Here is a 16,322-nt window from a genome sequence, read left to right on the forward strand (position 1 = left end):
CACAAAGCCTAATTGCTTATAACAGCACCTGCGGTCATTATATCCAGCCCAACAACTTGTCAGACTCACCGTGAAAGAGATCACCAACCACTCATTTCAGTTTGCACAGATAGGTGTTATCCACTCCTGCTACCGCCAGAAATTTGGAATTCCCCGTCAGCCCGGTATTGTCACCGCCGCTGAAGCCACACTGGAGCTTTTTCCCCCGTACAACCAGGATAACCTGGTACGCGGTCTGGATGGGTTTTCACATATCTGGGTACATTTTATCTTCCACAAAACCATGGATGAGGGCTGGCGTCCAACCATTCGTCCACCAAGACTGGGAGGTCGACAGCGCATGGGGGTATTTGCTACCCGTTCCACACACCGGCCAAACCCTATGGGTATGTCCGTGGTTGAGCTGCGCAGCATTGAGTCCGGCAATGGCAAGCTGACCTTGAAGCTGGGGGCGGTGGACCTTCTTGATGGTACTCCCGTTATTGATATCAAACCCTACCTGCCATACGCCGATGCCCTGCCTGATGCCAAGGGTGGCTTTGCGCCCCTGCCAATGGCGATGGCAGAAGTGAAGTTCACCGATCAGGCCATGAACCAATGCCTGCGTTATCAACAACGAACCGGCAGGCAGCTGATTCTGCTGATCGAGCAGGTACTTGGCCAGGACCCGAGACCCGCCTACCTGAGGGAATCCTCCGGACGACGCCATGGCACCGCACTATGGGACCTGAATGTGGTCTGGGAGTACACCAACCAGCACTTCCTGGTTACAGAGCTGGAACCTCTGAAGCTTGACGTGAAAACAGTGGCAGGTAATGGGTAATGATTATTCCCCATGACATGATTGAGCCGGAAACACTTAAAAGTCTGATTGAAGAGTTTGTCAGCCGCGAAGGGACGGATAATGGCTATGACGACGCCCTTGCAAAGCGAGTGGCGCAGGTATTATCCCGCTTGAAATCCGGCGACATGGTGATCGTATTTGATCAGGAAAGCCAGACACCGAATATTCTGCACAAAGACGTTGCCAGGCAAATGCTGAGCGAGCAGGACTCCTGATCATCCTTTTTCCAGAAGGCTGTCCAGGAAAATAGAACCACTCTTCTGGACAGATCCCCCAGACAAAGTTACCCGGGCGGGCAATATGTGAAACGTTGTCGTTTACTTGATACAGAGTGTGTCCTACCCGTTGTCAACGACGTCTATCTGTCTGAAAAATCTCATGGCTGGCTATGTCGGCCGTGCTAATTTGTATGAAAACTTCGAGTGGCAATGTCAAATGTAACTGAGACAGGGCCTTCTTCAGTTCTGAGGACATTAGCTGGATCAACATTAAAAAAATTCTGTGCTAACTCATCAGCAACGGGACCACATAAATAGGTGGTTCCGGGCTTTCTCTGCACTTCTTCCTGCCAATAGCCAGCATGATTTTCAGCAGCACGGATTTCTTCTGGAAAAAATATCGCAGCCATGGCTCGCCGAGTGGGGTTCAGTAAAAAGGTCACATCGGGAGGTTCCATATGCCAGGCTACATAACCCCTTCCATCATCAGGAACATGAACAAGGCATAAACTACCATCCATGTCCACAGCTTGAATATTCCTGTTGATGGTAACCCGTTCATAATCACCAGTTTCCAGCTTTAGAATGCCATTACCACCACATTCAGACTCATCATCAGAAGACTCAATGGAATATGCTGCTAACGGTTTAGCTGCAGCACCATGGTTCTCTGGGTTATCAAGGCCAACGGTTTTAGCTGTGCCAACATTTTCAGGGGTAACAGCATTGGTCTCCTGGGAAATTTCCGGTAGATCCGGTGTCGAAGGGGCTGGTAAGGAAGAAGAAGGAATCATAAGTATTACCTTTATTGAATACCTGTTCTCTTGAACAGACAAAATAAAGCTTGAAAGGTTCCAAAAATATAATTCAATAAATCAATCAACCCACGGTGAACGGACAATCCAACGATTCAATACCCCTGACCAATGATCAGTTAACGTCAGCCCGGATATTTCATAAGCTGCCCCGAATTTCGAACGACCACATGGGTGTGAAAGGCAGGGCGACGCAGGATGCCAAAGCCTGGCACACCATTTCAATGAGTTTGAGGTGTATAATCCCCGTTCACCCTGAGCGTCCTTCGGCTCCGCTCAGGATGCACGGACGAAGGGTGTTTGGCACAGTCTTTATTCAGGGCATGGTGTTTACGCCCTTCGACTCCGCTCAGGACGAACGGAATTTGGGCATCATTGATAGAAGGAACCCATCAAACTCATCGAAATGATGCACACTATATCCACTACAGGCTACAGCGGCGCAACTGCTCACCATAGTTACTGGCCCTGCGCCTTACTTTGCTGGCGGTGCTTAACAACCATTTCTTTTTCTTATGGGTTCCCTTGCGGTAACCGTTCCAGCCTTCATGGTAATTCAGGTACTGCTGATCGGCGGCCCACAGTGAAGTGCCATTCAGCTTGCGGGACTTGTGGGTATACCAGCCAATAAAGTCAATCGCGTCGCCAAAGTCTTCGCGGCTCGAAAAGAAACCTCCGGCTTCGCTGACATATTGCTCCCAGGTGCCATCCTGCGCCTGCGGGTAGCCATAAGCGGAAGAGTTACGGGGTAATGGAATGAAAAGGAACCATGGCCGTGGCGGCTGGGCATCGTGCCGGTAAGATGATTCCTGATACATAATGGCCATCATGATCTGGATAGGGGTGCCCCAGCGCTGACTGGCTTTTTTTGCATCTTTATACCAGCCGCGTTTTTCCTTGAAGACACTGCAAAGGTTGTGGGGCTTCTCGGGTGGTGCCTTACTGGCACAGCCTGCCAGCACGGCAGACAGGATCAAAATAAACAGCTTTCGACTCAGGTTTGACATTCAGCCGCCATCCTCCAATGTTCAACCACAGAGACCACCAGGAGCACTGAGAAAAGAGAACCTTTAGCTTGCTTCATCAGCTCAGATTTCCAGGAGTGTTTACAGCCTCTGTGGTTCAGCTCGAATCAATTTGCCTCAGGCACTACTCACCCCAGGCCTGCCTCATCTGCATAAAGTCATCCTCAGTGACGACACGCACTCCCAGCTTCTCTGCCTTGGCCAGTTTTGAACCGGCCTTGTCACCGGCCAGCAAGGCTGATGTTTTTGCTGAAACTGAGCCAGTCACCTTGGCACCCAGTTTTTGCAGGATGGCCTTACCTTCGTCGCGGGTCATTGTGTTTAATGTCCCGGTTAACACCCAGGTTTCACCTGCAAGGGGTTGATCGCCCCCTTCTACAACCGGCGATTCCGTTTCCCATGCAACACCTTTCGCCAGAAGTGCATCAATCACTTCGCGGTTGTGTTCCTGACGGAAAAACTTCTCAATATGACCGGCAACCACAGGGCCAACATCATCCACGGTTTGCAAGTCTTCCACCGAAGCGGCCATCAATTTATGCAAATCGCGGTAGTGACCTGCCAGCCCCTGTGCGGTTGCCTCACCCACTTCGCGAATGCCCAGTGAGTAGATAAAACGGGGAAGCGTGGTTTTTCTGGACTGATCAAGCGCATTAATCAAGTTCTCGGCCGACTTTTTCCCCATACGTTCAAGGCCGGAAACCTCCCGGGCATTGAGACTGAACAGGTCTGCCACCGTTGCAATCAATTGACGATCGACAAGCTGCTCAACCAGTTTATCCCCAAGACCATCAATATCCATCGCCTTGCGAGAAGCAAAGTGCTTAATGGCCTCTTTGCGCTGGGCTGAACAGAACAGTCCGCCAGAGCAGCGCAGGATGGCTTCTTCACGTTCCAGCTCAGAGTCGCATACCGGGCAGCGATCCGGAAAGATGATATCCCGAACATCATCAGGACGCATGGAGTGGATAACCCGGTTCACCTTGGGTATAACATCACCCGCCCGGAGGATAACGACACTGTCGCCTATTTTGATATCCAGCCGTGCAATTTCATCCATGTTGTGCAAGGTCGCATTACTGACCGTCACCCCTCCCACAAACACCGGCTGCAAACGGGCAACCGGAGTGATAGCACCGGTTCTGCCAACCTGAAACTCCACATCCTTAAGAGTCGTGATCGCTTCCTGTGCCGGAAATTTACGGGCGATGGCCCAGCGCGGTGCCCGGGCAACAAACCCCAGAGCCTGCTGCCGGGCAATGGCATTCACTTTATAAACAATACCGTCAATCTCATAAGGCAGCCCCTGACGTTTTTCAGCCATGGCTTGATAGTAGTCTTCACAGGCCTGAACACCTTTGACCACCTGCAGTTCGGGGCTGACTCGCATCCCCCATTTTTTCAGACAGGCAAGTATCTCACTGTGCGTGTCTGGCAGTACTCCGCCATCGACAACGCCAACACTGTAGCAATAGATCGTCAATGGTCGTTTAGCCGTTATCCGCGAATCCAGCTGGCGCAAACTGCCAGCCGCTGCATTTCTCGGGTTAACAAAGGTCTTCTCACCTTTGGCACTGGCCCGCCGGTTTAACTGTTCAAAACCAGCCTTTGGCATATACACTTCGCCCCGGACTTCAAGGCGTCGAGGCCAGCCATCGCCCATCAACTTGAGTGGGATTGATTCAATCGTACGAATGTTCTGGGTAATATCTTCCCCGGTAGTGCCATCGCCACGGGTAGCTGCCCTGACCAAAAGACCATCTTCGTATAACAGGCTGACAGCGATACCATCCAGCTTGGGTTCGCAGGCATATTCAATGTCTTCAGTGGTGCCCAGCCGCTCTTTAACCCGGCGATTAAAGTCCGCCTGGTCTTCTTCGTCAAAAGCATTGTCCAGAGAGAGCATGGCCAGTTCATGGCGAACCTGACCAAACGCTTTCAGAGGCGTGCCGCCAACCCGCCGGGTGGGAGAATCTTCAGTTATCAGCTGTGGGTATGCAGCTTCAAGGGATTTCAGGCGGATAAACAGCTTATCGTATTCACTGTCGGGAATTTCCGGCTCATCCAGGACATAGTAACGATGGTTGTGCTCGCTGATTTGCTGACGCAGCTGAAGTATCTCTTGCTCTGCAAGCTCAAGGGAAGGAACCGATGGGATATCTGAAGAAGTCATGCTCATGGAATTATCAAAGGCCAGCGGGTTCTCTGCCTGAGAACCCGCTGAAGAAAACATTAGATAGCAATGGCCGGGCCAGCAGGAATATCAATGCACCGGCTGTTTCGCCAGCTGCTTGCGCTCATATTCACGAATACGCTGACGACAGTGTTCAAGGGTCTGCTGAGTCATCACGCTGAACTGTTCATCTTTCAGCTCACCGCCCAGATCGAGGGCAAGACGACGGGCCGTCTCTTCCATCAGGGCAAAGGCCTGCATGGGTTTTTCCGGCCCCGGCAGACTCATAAACAGACTCAAAGCCGGTGTTTCAGTGGCTTCCAGATTATCAATGGTAAAGGTACCCGGCTTTACGCCGTTGGCCATGCTGAACAGAATTTTTCCGGTATCATCGGCATTGGTATATCGATGGAAGATCGACATATCACCAAAACGCATGCCGGATGCCAGCATGGACTGCATCAGCTGGTCACCGGCAAAAACACCGCCGCCTTTGGCCAGCACATTGATCACAATCACTTCACTGGCGGGCGGGCGCTCTTGTAGTTTCTCTGCCTTCTCACGCCCCCCCAGGTTGAGTTCTTTCTGTGGGTTGGAGCTCTCTCTGGCCGAAACGTCACGTTCCTGAATCGGTGCCTTGCCCTGACTGGTTGCCGCTCTTGGCTGACCTACGAACTCCTCCGGCTCAGCACCCAATCTGGACGTTTCACGGGAGCGAACAGAACGGTCAGCGCCTGCGGTCCGTGAAAGACCTCCGTGTAAATGATCCTCAGCAGACGACGGGCGTTTACTTCTTGAGGGTTGCTGTGACTCGTCCAGATTCATCAGCACCGGAACAGGCTCATCCAGATCAAGCGCTCTTTGCACTCTCGCTTTTTCCCCGGCGTCGCTTTGCTCTGTATGCCGTTCCGCTTCTTCAGGGTGACGATGGCGCTGTCTCAAGGATTCAGGGTACACGGTCGGTTCTTCGATACCCTCTTCCGGGTAGTCATCAAAATAGTCGCCCCCGGAAAACCCGGGCTCAACACGGGGTCTGGCAGGCTCTTTTTTGGCAAACCCTTCTTTCAGAAAGCTCTCTTTCAGGGTGCTTTCTTTATGCGCACTGGGCCGGGCACCGCCATTGGGCAGTTCACTGGAAAAATCATCGTCATAGCCTTTGACTTCCTCCAGACCAAAGCTGATTTCCGATGACCTTTTTCTGGCCAATCGCATCCTGCGATAACCGTCGGCCAATACGCCGACGATTACCAGTATTCCTATGAGTATCAGCCAATCTCGCAAACTCATGTCCTTGCTGCCCTGTAGACCTTGAAACAACGCCCGAATTGCAGTCTGCCTCCCTGTGATAACACTTGATGACAATGAAAAATAGGCCACCGTCATCTATCACATCTGCATTAATTACTGCTGCAATCGACCAACGTTGCAATATTACAATAAAAAAATAACAAATTAAGCCATGAACGTTTACTTTACGTGCTTTATAAACTGCGTATTGTCAATGTCATAGCTTATTTATCCAACTCTTAAGCATACCGGATAGTTACAACTCAGCCATCGCCGCCGCCTGCTCAATATCCACCGATACCGGTCTGGATACACCCGGCTCATGCATGGTGACACCCACCAGCTGACTGGCAGCCTGCATGGCGATTTTGTTGTGAGTGATGTAAACAAACTGCACTTTATCACTCATCTCAGAGACCATTTTGGCATACCGCCCAACGTTGGCATCGTCCAGAGGGGCGTCCACCTCATCCAGCATACAGAAAGGCGACGGATTCAACTGGAAGATGGCAAATACCAGGGCAATAGCCGTCAGCGCCTTTTCACCACCGGAAAGCAGGTGGATCGTACTGTTTTTCTTGCCGGGGGGCTGAGCCATTATAGCCACTCCGGTATCCAGCAGGTCTTCTCCGGTTAAGGCCAGATAGGCCTGCCCACCGCCGAATACCCGGGGGAACAACTCCTGGAGACCGGCATTGACCTTGTCGAACGTCATTTTGAACCGTTGACGGGTCTCCTTGTCGATCTTGCGAATGGCATTCTCCAGGGTATTCAGGGCTGACTCCAGGTCATCGTTCTGGGCATCCAGATACTGTTTGCGCTCTGACTGGGTTTCGTACTCCTCAATAGCCGCCAGGTTAATCGCGCCCAAACGCTCAATGCGTGCGGCAATCCGTTCCAGCTCCTGCTCCCACTGCCGTTCAGATGCGTCATCCGGAAGGTTCTCAAGTACCGTTGCCAGATCAAACTGATCCTCTTTCAGCTGTTCAGCCAGTGTCGTTCGACGAACCTGCATGCCCTGCCAGTCCATCCTCAGTTTTTCCAACTGTTCGCGAATTTTCTGCGCCTGCTGCTCAGCACTGTGGCGAACCTTCTCGCCAGCACGGATCCGCTGTTCCACTTCTTCAAGTGCCATCCGGGCCTGCTGCATCGTCTCTTCCTGCTCAAGACGTCTGGCCAGCATCTCCTCCAGCTGTTCCCGCAGATCCCCCTCTGGTGAGTTGGATTCAGACATGGACTCCCGGAGAAACTCCCGTCGCTCCCGGAGCTTGGTAGACTGCTGACTCAAACGCTCAATGGCTGCTTTCAGAGAGCCTATCTGGGTATTGATGGATTGCTGGCGAAGGGCAAGTTGATGGGCTCGCTCCTGATCAAAACGGGCCTGATGACGTACTTCTTCGAGACGGGCCTGAAGCTTCTCACGCTGCTCCTGCATCGCTTCCCGACGACCAATGTCTTCTTCCATGTGGTCCAGTGCTTCCTGCAGGCGCATGCGGGACTCGCCAATCACCTCCTGCTCCAGCCCATACTGCTCCCTGACTTCCTGCAGTTCCTGCTCAAGCCGTCGACGGCGCTCGGAAAACTGTTCTAACCGGACCTTTCGGGCACCAAGATCCGCCCGCACCTCACCCTGGTTCCGGTTGAGTTCGGACAGCTGCTTTTGCAGCTGCTCTCGCTGAGTCTCATGCTGTTCGAGTTTTGACCTTGCGCCTTCCAGCTGCTCTTTCAATAGCAGACTGCTTTCTTCCAGCGTCGTGAGCTTATCACCCAGGGCGTCCATCTCTTTCTGGCGTTCCAGCACACCGGCGTTATTATCGACACCCCGGTTGACCCGCAGCCAGCCGGAAGAGAGCCAAATGCCATCCGGTGTAATGATCGATTCGCCAGCCTGGAGTTTTGCTCGCAGGGAAAGGGCCGTTTCCAGTGAATCTGCGGCATAGATTCGAGCCAATAAGGGCAGAGCTTCCTGACCGCTGATCACTTTGTCGGCCAGCAGTGGCAACTCACTTAATGAAGGGGTATGTTGCTGGCCTGCACCAGCCTCCAGCAGCACCAGCGATCCCTGCTCTAACGCACCCAGCGCATCAGCGACAGGATCAAGGCTATCCAGACACACGGCCTGCAGGCTATCGCCCAGAACGGTTTCAACCGAACGTTCCCAGCCCGTATCGACCTGAAGCTTATCCATCAGACGGGTATGGTTATTGAGCTGGTGTTGCTCAAGCCACTCAATGGTGCCCGTATCCTGATGCAGTGATACCTGGTGCAAAGCCTCCAAAGAAGCATGACGACCTCGCACCATGCTGAGTTCATCCCGGTTGCTTTCCAGATCCGCCGTCAGGTTCTGCACCTGATCACGCTGTTGTTCAACTGCGTCAACACACTCTTCGATGCGCAGTTCAACGGTTTCTGCGGTCAACTCCAGTCCGGTCAGTTTTTCCGACAGGAGCGTCATCTCCTCCTGGTCTTCAGTCCCCCCAAGCGCGGCGGACTCTTCTTTCAGGCGACCTTCCCGCTCCTGCAAACGCCCCATCACCTGTTCGGCATGATGGATGCGGGACTGCTCAACTTCAGCGGTCCGTTTTGGTTCATGGGATCGCTGATTGAAATGATCCCACTCCTGCTGCCACCGCTGCATGGCCTCTTCTGCCCGGGTCAGGACATCACCAGAGTCCGCCTCCTGATCCTGCAGCATGGCCAGCTCCGGTTCCAGCTCGATCAGTTCTTCCTGGAAAGACTCCAGTTGTTGCTGATCATCCGCCAGCTGTTCACGGGCCTCTTCCCAGCTGTGCTCCACCTGTTCAAGGTCGCGACTCAACTCTTTGGAACGTTCTTCCCGGTGCTGCAGGGTCTGTTCAATACGGGTGACTTCATTGCCCGTGCCGTAATAGCTGGATTGCGCTTCATGAAAACGGTCACTCAGCTCCATCTGCTGAACGCGATCATCTTCCATGGCGGCATCCGCTGAACGCTGTTGGCTGATTGCCGCTTCCAGCTGAACCTCGAACTCACGGATGGCCTGTTCCTGGGACTGGGCTCCGGTATTGATGGTCTGCCATTTCAAGGCTTGCAGCTGGGCCTTTTTCAGCCGTTCCTCGGCTTTGTACTCTTTGTACTTTTCCGCCGCCTGAGCCTGCCGTTGCAGATGGCCAAGCTGACGCCCCAGCTCTTCCCGCAGGTCGGTCAGTCGTTCAAGGTTTTCATTGGTTCGGCGGATGCGGTTTTCCGTCTCACGACGGCGCTCCTTGTAGCGGGAGATACCGGCCGCTTCTTCGATAAATACCCGAAGCTCTTCCGGTTTGGATTCAATCAGATTGGAGATAATGCCCTGACTGATAATGGCGTAACTTCTGGGTCCAAGACCGGTGCCAAGGAAGATATCCATAATATCTTTACGGCGACACTTACTGCCGTTGAGAAAATAGGTGTTCTTGGCATCGGAGTTAACCGTTCGCTTGACCGAGATTTCCCGGTAAGCGGCAAACTCTCCGGTGACCCGCCCTTCGTTATTATCAAAGATCAGCTCCACAGACGCCTGATTGGCAGGCTTGCGGCTGTTGGACCCTTTAAAGATAACGTCGGTCATGGACTCGCCACGCAAATGCTTGGCGGACGATTCCCCCATGACCCAGCGAACCGCATCAATAATATTCGATTTGCCACAACCGTTGGGGCCTACCACCCCACACATATTGGAGGGAAAGTGCACCGTTGTGGGATCCACAAACGATTTGAATCCGGCCAGTTTGATGGACTTTAAACGCATCGTTTCCTTTAGCTCTTCACTGTCGGGGCCCGGCTCGGTATACGTATGAGCCTGAATACTGACCAATAGTTCACGCTATGGGGCTTTATGCTCCGGCAAAACCACCATTCATAGCATGTTGCTTTGGGCTCCGGTTCCTTGTCATAGCGAATCGTTTGTTTGAAAGAGTTGATACTTCTTTCAATCCAGATCTTACACATTAACACAGTCAATAGAAAAGTCGCCCTTTCCGAAATGAAAAAGGCGACTTCCAGTATTTTTGATAATTGCAGACTGTTTTGTGGTTCTTTAGTTCAAATGCTTAACCCGCTGGCGTAAATGTCAGCCTGACAGGCTCAGTTGCTGTGGTTTTCACCCCTTTTGCCTGCACCTGATAATCAGGGGACATTACATTGCCAGTGAGGCTGATCCGTGCGGTGATATCAAGACTCTCGATGGATGACAGCAGCTGTCCACCCATCATCATGGCGCTGTTATCATCAAGCAAGACTTCCCTGGGGAGATCTCCAACACTCAGAGGCACAGCCACCAGCGGAGGCTGTTTGGCATCACCGGCTGGCCGGGCAAAGACCACCACCCGCGCATCATCTGGCAACTCACCCAGCTCAGGGGCCAGATCGATCATGACCCGAAGGGCAACCACGGTATCACCGAGCATTGAACGCGCCTGATTAATACCCGCACTCAATGACTGCCGGGCTGCGGGATCCACTTCATGGGTCAACGCCAGCTGCCAGGCGGCAATGGCGTCCTGATAGTTCCCCCTGGTAAAGGCATCAATCCCCTTCAATCCCAGTGCCGTGGTATTCTGGCTATCTTTCAGCAGTGTCTGCAGATAGAGTTCGCGAATTTCAGGTGTTACCACATTATTACTGCTTAAAAACAGCACCTGCGCCAATTCCGCAGTGACCTGGGGATGGCCATTACTGATACTGGCAAGGTGCCGGTAGGTTTTAACTGCTTCCTCCAGCTTGCCTGTTCTCAGGTAATGGCTGCCCAGCATGAACAGCGCCTGATTATTCTCAGGCCGCTTGGCCACCCACTCTTTAAGTACCGTTTCCACCTGCCCACCATTGAGGTTGCCATTGTTCATGGCGTTGACCACAGCAATCTCAGTGGTGGCACCCAGCTTAAAATAGAGGAGCACGGTGGACACAGGTACTATCAGAGCAATCAGCAGTGCAAACCCCGGCTTCTTCAACAGAGAGCATGGGCTTGCTGGCTGCCCATCACCCAACTCATCTGCCAGTTTCTGCCTTAACTCCAGTTTCAACCTTTCCGCTTCTCCCGCTGACACCAGCCCCTGTTGCAGCTGCCAGTCCAGATCGGCCATCTGGTCACGGAAACTGGCAACGTTTACAGACTCTTCAGACTCATCCTCACCGGGTGCTGAAACGACTGGCTTTACCAATGGCCAGACCGAAACCAGTACGGCAATGGCAATCAGCAAGGCGGCTACCAACCAGAACTCCATCATTACTCTTTACCGTCCGTTTTATTATCTTCTGATGAGTGTGTGGTCAAATAGTCTGTCAGAAATCTGTTCAGCTTTTTGTCCAGTAACTCTTTATCTGCGTTATGTTCATCGGGAGCCGCTGATGCCGATTCCGAAGCAGTCGCCTTATGGTTGCGAACCACCACAATAAGTACTTTCAAACCCGCCAATAGCAGAAGCAGAGGCCCAAGCCAGAGCACCAGATTGACACCAGCAAGACGGGGTTTGTAAAGCACAAAGTCTCCGTAGCGGGCCAGCATAAACTCGATAACTGCCTGGTTATCTGCGCCTTCATTTAACAGTCGGTGCACTTCCCGCCGAAGATCCTGGGCAATGGGCGCATTAGAATCGCCTATGGACTGGTTTTGACACTTTGGACAACGCAGCTCATTGGTCAGCTCGAAAAAACGCTGCTCCAGTTCCGGTGTCGAAAACTCATAGGAGTCGATCACACCATAGGCTGCACCCATAAACAGTACGGTCAATAGCAGAACGATCAATCGGGAGGTTATGCGCTGTATCATTTGGCCTCCCCTTCACGGTTATTTGCCTGTGCCAGTAGCATTTGTTTTTGCAAGTGCCTGAACCTGGGCTCAAGGTCATTCTTCCAGACATTGGCATCAACAATGCCGACATGCTTATAACGGATGACGCCCTGATGATCGATCAAATAGGTTTCCGGTGCCCCGTAAACACCCAGATCAATGCCCAGTGAACCACTTTTATCATTGATGCTGAAACGATAAGGGTCGTGCAGCGTCTTCAACCACTTTCTGGCTTCAGGCTGATCATCCTTGTAGTTCACACCGTAAATGGGTACGCCTTTATTGGCCAGATCCACCAGATAGGGGTGCTCGACACGACAGGCAGGACACCAGGTAGCCCAGACATTGATCAGGGCGACGACTTCACCCAGCAGGCTCTCTCTGGTCACAGTCCTGTCTGGATTTTTCACCGTTGGCAGTTCGAATGTTGGCAAAGGCTGATCCAGCAGGGCAGAGGGCAGCTCGCCCGGGTTCTCCCGGAACAGTGCCACATAAAACATCAGGCAAAGACCGAGAAAAATCGCCAGTGGTAAAAACAGTTGCAATCGCCGCTTCATGCGCTGGCTACTCCCTCATTACCCAGTGGTCTCAATGCATTCACTTTCTGACGAACTTTCATTCTGTAGCGCGGGTCTGAGATCGCCAGCACACCACCCAGTCCCATAAACAGGGAACCCAGCCAGATCCAGCGGACAAAGGGCTTGATATGAAGTCGCAATGCCCAGCTGCCGTCATCCCCCAATGGTTCACCCAGGGCAACGTAAATATCGCGGGTTAATCCGGGGTCGATAGAAGCCTCGCTCATAGGCATTTGCTGTGCGGTATAGACTCGCTTCTCAGGATGCAACACCGCTATTTGACGACCATTTTTGTAGACTGTGACAGATCCATAGTTAGAGGTGAAGTTAGGGCCGGGCTGTAAACTGACACCATCAAAACGGAACTGATACCCACCAAGCGTTACCCGGTCACCGGGAGCCATGCGTAAATCACGCTGGCTGCTGTAGCCACTGGTGATGGCCACACCAACAATGGTGACTGCCAGCCCCAGATGCGCCAGATGCATTCCGTAATACGCTGGTTTTAACCGTTTTAGCGCATCAATCAGCCCCGCTTTTGCCCGGGTGTTTCGGGTTTTATTCAGAATATCCCGGACCATGGTCAGCACGATCCACAGCACCAGGGCCATGGCCAGCACTTCACTGATCAGGAAATTTTTGGCCAAAGCGTCACCGTAGAACAGGCTGAACCCTAAACCACCCAGAATGGATACCAGAAAAATCCATCGAGTCTGGCTGATCAGCCATTTGACCGAACCGTTCTTCCAGTTGAGCAGAACCCCAAACCCCAGGGCAAACGCCAGCAACATGGCCATTGGCACAAAGACAAAATTGAAGTAAGGAGGCCCTACCGAAATCATGCCCATATCGAGGGATTCCAGCAGCAGCGGGAATAATGTTCCAAGCAGCACGGTGGCGGCACTGGCGGTCAGCAAAATATTATTGACCAGCAGCAGCGTTTCCCTGGATGCCATGGAAAAACTGATACGACTGCGTACCTCAGGTGCCCTGAGGGCAAACAGCGTCAGTGATGCACCGACGACAATCATCAGATAAAAGAGGATAAAAACGCCTCGCTCCGGATCATTGGCAAAGGCGTGGACCGAGGTAAGCACGCCGGAGCGAACCAGGAACGTGCCCAACAAACTTAATGAGAAGGTAAAAATGGCCAGCAGTAACGTCCAGCTCTTAAACAGACCACGTTTTTCTGTCACTGCCAGGGAGTGCATCAGTGCCGTTCCCACCAGCCAGGGCATCAGAGAAGCATTTTCCACCGGATCCCAGAACCACCAGCCACCCCAGCCAAGCTCATAATAGGCCCACCAGCTTCCCAGAGAAATCCCCAGGGTCAGGAACACCCAGGCCACGGTTGTCCATGGTCTTGCCCATCGGGCCCAGGCGGTATCCAGCTGACCTCCCAGCAGAGCAGCAATGGCAAAGGCAAAGGCAACGGCAAAACCCACGTAACCCATGTACAGCATGGGAGGGTGAACGATAAGGCCAAAGTCCTGAAGCAGAGGGTTCAGGTCAGCACCATCTTCCGGGGGAAAAGGCAGAATCCGGTTAAACGGGTTGGACGTCAGCAAGGTAAACAGCAAAAAGCCAACGGTAATCATCCCCATGACCGAGAGCACCCGGGCGGACAACTCAGGGGGCAGGCGGTCGCTCTTGACAGCCACCATCGCCATCCAGCCAACCAGAATCAGCACCCACATCAGCAGCGACCCTTCGTGTCCGCCCCAGGTGGCACTGACTTTATACTGTACCGGCAACAGGCTGTTTGAATGCCTGGCGACATAATCCACCGAAAAGTCGTCGGTAACAAATGCCCAGACCAGACACAAGAACGAAAAGCCCACAAAGGCAAACAGTCCCCAGGACAGGGAACGAGCCTGATTCATCAACCGGAGATTACCGGTGTAACTGCCCACCAGCGGAAAAATGCTGAGTAACAGACTCAGGCACAGGGCAATAATCAGAGCCAGCAGGCCAGCTTCAGCTACCATCTTGCAGACTCCTCAGCTCACTTTGAGCAGTGGTTTGTACCGTCGGCCTGGTGTAACCGGGATGTGCCTCATCAATGGCTTTCTGAACTTCCGGCGGCATATAGTTTTCATCATGTTTGGCCAGGACTTCCGTTGCCGCGAAAACACCGTCATCGCCAAGCGTTCCCAGGGCAACTACACCAGAGCCTTCAACAAACAGGTCGGGCAGAATACCTTCATAGTGCACCGTTACCTCTCCGGCACCATCCGTGATGCGAAAACTGACTTTCAGGCTTTCGGTATCACGCTCAACGGAACCCGGAACAACCAGGCCACCACCGCGCATCCGCTGACCTAACGGAGCTTCACCGGCAGCCATCTGAGCGGGTGAAAAGTAGTGATTAATGTTCTCGCGCAGCGCAAACAACATCAGAGCCACTGCCACCCCAACGCCTGCCAGCAGCAGTAATACGAGTATTAATCTCTGTTTGCGAACTGCATTCATTGAGCACTCCTCTCTACAGACTCAGAGCCTTCTTCCTGTCGCCCGGGGCGATGTTTTGGTTGTGTGTTTTCAGGGTTGGCAGAGCGATTCTCATTGTTATCACCTCTACCTGTAGTGACCTCATTCACGATCACTTTTCTTTGCACCAATTGCTCTTGTCTTCTCACTTGTGCAGCTAACTGTGCGAGTATCCGCCGCCTTGCCATAAACGGTGCAATCAGATTGTAACCAATCACGGCCAAAGCCATCGCATAGGCACTCCAGACGTAGAGACCGTGCCCCTCCATGACCAGAAAACCGCTCCAACTGTCAAAATACATAGACATCAACTCACCAGCTCTTTAACCCAGCGGGTCTTTCTTTCACGACTGATAATTTCTATACGTAGACGAAGCACCGTGACCATCGTAAAAAACAGATAAAATCCGAGAATGGCCAATAACAGGGGCCATAGCATTTCCGGGGCCATGGAAGGTTTTTCAGTCAGTTTCAATGTGGCACCCTGATGAAGGGTATTCCACCAATCCACCGAAAACTTGATGATCGGGATGTTGACCACCCCCACCAGGCTGAGAATGGCGCAGGCTTTTGCGGCAGCCTCTGTGGTGTGGATGGCACCGCGCAGGGCAATAATACCGATATAGAGAAAGAGCAGAATCAGCATGGAGGTCAGGCGGGCATCCCATACCCACCAGGTCCCCCAGGTCGGTTGCCCCCAGATGGCTCCGGTAATCAGAGAGAGTATGCAGAAGGAAGCCCCGACAGGTGCCATGACTTTCAGCGCCATATCTGCCAGTTTGATTCGCCAGATCAGGGTCACAGCAGCGGCTGTTGCCATCATCATATAGATCGACTGGGCAAGGAACGAAGCAGGCACATGGATAAAGATGATGCGGTAACTGTTGCCCTGCAGGTAATCCGGAGGGGTAAACGCCAGCCCCCAGACCAGCGCCACCAATATCAGCACCAGGGAGGACACCTGAAGCCAGGGCAACCACTTACCGCTGATATCATAAAACCACTTGGGAGAACCCAACTTATGAAAAAACGTCCAGTTCATACTCTTGTTCTACTTACTGAGGCCGCCACCAATGCGGCCTGATT

At 52.7% G+C, this 16,322-nt stretch carries 14 protein-coding genes; 2 read left to right on the forward strand and 12 right to left on the reverse strand.

Features of this window, described 5'->3' with window-relative positions:
* Nucleotides 1–70 precede the first annotated feature (70 nt).
* The gene (gene tsaA, locus ACO6VE_RS04880) at nt 71–823 is read left to right on the forward strand and encodes a tRNA (N6-threonylcarbamoyladenosine(37)-N6)-methyltransferase TrmO (protein ID WP_422460027.1); all 753 of its coding nucleotides are present in this window, start codon (nt 71–73) and stop codon (nt 821–823) included.
* Nucleotides 823–1,059: a YheU family protein gene (locus ACO6VE_RS04885; protein WP_422460029.1), complete on the forward strand. Its 237-nt coding sequence runs from the start codon at nt 823–825 to the stop codon at nt 1,057–1,059. Before tsaA ends, ACO6VE_RS04885 begins: the two co-directional genes overlap by 1 nt.
* A 185-nt stretch (nt 1,060–1,244) precedes the next feature.
* Here ACO6VE_RS04885 and ACO6VE_RS04890 read toward each other — a convergent pair whose 3' ends face one another.
* The 12 genes from ACO6VE_RS04890 to ACO6VE_RS04945 form a co-directional block, all read right to left on the reverse strand.
* Nucleotides 1,245–1,856, reverse strand: coding sequence for a hypothetical protein (locus tag ACO6VE_RS04890; RefSeq protein WP_422460031.1), 612 nt, complete (start codon nt 1,854–1,856; stop codon nt 1,245–1,247).
* A 446-nt stretch (nt 1,857–2,302) separates the two neighbouring features.
* Nucleotides 2,303–2,884 carry a hypothetical protein gene (locus tag ACO6VE_RS04895; protein WP_422460033.1) on the reverse strand — a complete coding sequence of 194 codons (582 nt, stop codon included), beginning with the start codon at nt 2,882–2,884 and terminating at the stop codon, nt 2,303–2,305.
* A 142-nt stretch (nt 2,885–3,026) separates the two neighbouring features.
* The gene (gene ligA / locus ACO6VE_RS04900) at nt 3,027–5,081 is read right to left on the reverse strand and encodes an NAD-dependent DNA ligase LigA (protein ID WP_422460092.1); all 2,055 of its coding nucleotides are present in this window, start codon (nt 5,079–5,081) and stop codon (nt 3,027–3,029) included.
* 84 nt (nt 5,082–5,165) lie between these two features.
* On the reverse strand, nt 5,166–6,362 hold the full coding sequence (zipA, locus tag ACO6VE_RS04905) for a cell division protein ZipA (RefSeq protein WP_422460035.1): 1,197 nt from the start codon (nt 6,360–6,362) through the stop codon (nt 5,166–5,168).
* 256 nt (nt 6,363–6,618) lie between these two features.
* Nucleotides 6,619–10,128: a chromosome segregation protein SMC gene (gene smc, locus ACO6VE_RS04910; protein WP_422460037.1), complete on the reverse strand. Its 3,510-nt coding sequence runs from the start codon at nt 10,126–10,128 to the stop codon at nt 6,619–6,621.
* A gap of 301 nt (nt 10,129–10,429) precedes the next feature.
* On the reverse strand, nt 10,430–11,605 hold the full coding sequence (ccmI, locus tag ACO6VE_RS04915) for a c-type cytochrome biogenesis protein CcmI (protein ID WP_422450489.1): 1,176 nt from the start codon (nt 11,603–11,605) through the stop codon (nt 10,430–10,432).
* A complete protein-coding gene (locus tag ACO6VE_RS04920) occupies nt 11,605–12,147 on the reverse strand; it encodes a cytochrome c-type biogenesis protein (RefSeq protein WP_422460039.1) in 543 nt (180 codons plus the stop codon). The genes ccmI and ACO6VE_RS04920 overlap by 1 nt, the downstream gene beginning before the upstream one ends.
* On the reverse strand, nt 12,144–12,725 hold the full coding sequence (locus tag ACO6VE_RS04925) for a DsbE family thiol:disulfide interchange protein (RefSeq protein WP_422460041.1): 582 nt from the start codon (nt 12,723–12,725) through the stop codon (nt 12,144–12,146). The genes ACO6VE_RS04920 and ACO6VE_RS04925 overlap by 4 nt, the downstream gene beginning before the upstream one ends.
* The gene (locus tag ACO6VE_RS04930; protein WP_422450486.1) at nt 12,722–14,734 is read right to left on the reverse strand and encodes a heme lyase CcmF/NrfE family subunit; all 2,013 of its coding nucleotides are present in this window, start codon (nt 14,732–14,734) and stop codon (nt 12,722–12,724) included. Before ACO6VE_RS04930 ends, ACO6VE_RS04925 begins: the two co-directional genes overlap by 4 nt.
* Nucleotides 14,724–15,218 (reverse strand): cytochrome c maturation protein CcmE, encoded by a 495-nt coding sequence (gene ccmE / locus ACO6VE_RS04935; RefSeq protein WP_422450485.1) that lies wholly within the window; start codon nt 15,216–15,218, stop codon nt 14,724–14,726. The genes ACO6VE_RS04930 and ccmE overlap by 11 nt, the downstream gene beginning before the upstream one ends.
* Nucleotides 15,215–15,544 carry a heme exporter protein CcmD gene (ccmD, locus tag ACO6VE_RS04940; protein WP_422450484.1) on the reverse strand — a complete coding sequence of 110 codons (330 nt, stop codon included), beginning with the start codon at nt 15,542–15,544 and terminating at the stop codon, nt 15,215–15,217. Before ccmD ends, ccmE begins: the two co-directional genes overlap by 4 nt.
* On the reverse strand, nt 15,544–16,278 hold the full coding sequence (locus tag ACO6VE_RS04945) for a heme ABC transporter permease (protein ID WP_422450483.1): 735 nt from the start codon (nt 16,276–16,278) through the stop codon (nt 15,544–15,546). Before ACO6VE_RS04945 ends, ccmD begins: the two co-directional genes overlap by 1 nt.
* Nucleotides 16,279–16,322 lie beyond the last annotated feature (44 nt).

It is taken from the genome of Endozoicomonas sp. ALB115 (assembly GCF_049310245.1).
GTDB lineage: Bacteria > Pseudomonadota > Gammaproteobacteria > Pseudomonadales > Endozoicomonadaceae > Endozoicomonas.

Excerpts from the sequence above, each read along its gene's own strand:
- ACO6VE_RS04885 (WP_422460029.1), top strand. The coding sequence starts at position 823 with ATGATTATTCCCCATGACATGATTGAGCCGGAAACACTTAAAAGTCTG.
- ccmE (WP_422450485.1), bottom strand. The coding sequence starts at position 15,218 with ATGAATGCAGTTCGCAAACAGAGATTAATACTCGTATTACTGCTGCTG.
- ACO6VE_RS04925 (WP_422460041.1), bottom strand. The coding sequence starts at position 12,725 with ATGAAGCGGCGATTGCAACTGTTTTTACCACTGGCGATTTTTCTCGGT.
- smc (WP_422460037.1), bottom strand. The coding sequence starts at position 10,128 with ATGCGTTTAAAGTCCATCAAACTGGCCGGATTCAAATCGTTTGTGGAT.
- ACO6VE_RS04930 (WP_422450486.1), bottom strand. The coding sequence starts at position 14,734 with ATGGTAGCTGAAGCTGGCCTGCTGGCTCTGATTATTGCCCTGTGCCTG.
- ccmI (WP_422450489.1), bottom strand. The coding sequence starts at position 11,605 with ATGATGGAGTTCTGGTTGGTAGCCGCCTTGCTGATTGCCATTGCCGTA.
- zipA (WP_422460035.1), bottom strand. The coding sequence starts at position 6,362 with ATGAGTTTGCGAGATTGGCTGATACTCATAGGAATACTGGTAATCGTC.
- ACO6VE_RS04890 (WP_422460031.1), bottom strand. The coding sequence starts at position 1,856 with ATGATTCCTTCTTCTTCCTTACCAGCCCCTTCGACACCGGATCTACCG.
- ACO6VE_RS04895 (WP_422460033.1), bottom strand. The coding sequence starts at position 2,884 with ATGTCAAACCTGAGTCGAAAGCTGTTTATTTTGATCCTGTCTGCCGTG.
- ACO6VE_RS04920 (WP_422460039.1), bottom strand. The coding sequence starts at position 12,147 with ATGATACAGCGCATAACCTCCCGATTGATCGTTCTGCTATTGACCGTA.
- ACO6VE_RS04945 (WP_422450483.1), bottom strand. The coding sequence starts at position 16,278 with ATGAACTGGACGTTTTTTCATAAGTTGGGTTCTCCCAAGTGGTTTTAT.
- ccmD (WP_422450484.1), bottom strand. The coding sequence starts at position 15,544 with ATGTCTATGTATTTTGACAGTTGGAGCGGTTTTCTGGTCATGGAGGGG.
- ligA (WP_422460092.1), bottom strand. The coding sequence starts at position 5,081 with ATGAGCATGACTTCTTCAGATATCCCATCGGTTCCTTCCCTTGAGCTT.